At 50.8% G+C, this 553-nt stretch carries 1 protein-coding gene; it reads left to right on the top strand.

Annotation, left to right across the window (positions count from 1 at the left end):
* Positions 1-200 precede the first annotated feature (200 nt).
* A partial coding sequence (locus tag PKE71_RS17555; protein WP_271188318.1) for a DDE-type integrase/transposase/recombinase occupies positions 201-553 on the top strand: 353 nt, incomplete at its 3' end.

Here is a 553-nt window from a genome sequence, read left to right as displayed (position 1 = left end):
GCGATAAGTAGCATTGAGTTGGGTATTGTCAGCTTAAACGGCGACAGCCGCATTTCTAACAAATTGGCCCACGATTAGACGCCGATCAAATCACGCCACTCGCTGAGTGATGTATCACGCATCGCTTTGAAACGGGTCCGGCTTTCGAGATGGCATTGTCAGGGGAACTTTCGCTTGAAGCGATGTGATAGGGTTTGCGCATGACCCAGAACCCGTTCCGGTATTTCAAAACATCCCGCGAAGTAATCCAGCTGGCCGTGATGGTGTATGTCAGTTTCCCGCTCTCGCTCAGAAACGTCGAAGATTTGCTTCATGAGCGCGGTATCGACGTCTGCCACGAAAGCATTCGGCTTTGGGTCGATCGGTTTGGTCCTATATTCGCAAACCAAATCCGGTCGAAACGATCGGCTTGTCTGCGCGAACATACGCAATGGCAGTGGCATCTCGACGAGGTTTTCGTGAAGATCAACGGGGTCCAACATTATCTATGGCGGGCTGTTGACCATGAAGGCGAGGTTCTAGAGTGCTATGTGACCAAGAAACGGGATAAAAT

The sequence above is a fragment of the Maricaulis virginensis genome, assembly GCF_027922185.1.
In the GTDB taxonomy this organism is placed as follows: domain Bacteria; phylum Pseudomonadota; class Alphaproteobacteria; order Caulobacterales; family Maricaulaceae; genus Maricaulis; species Maricaulis virginensis.
This window is presented reverse-complemented; position numbering and strand designations above follow the sequence as displayed.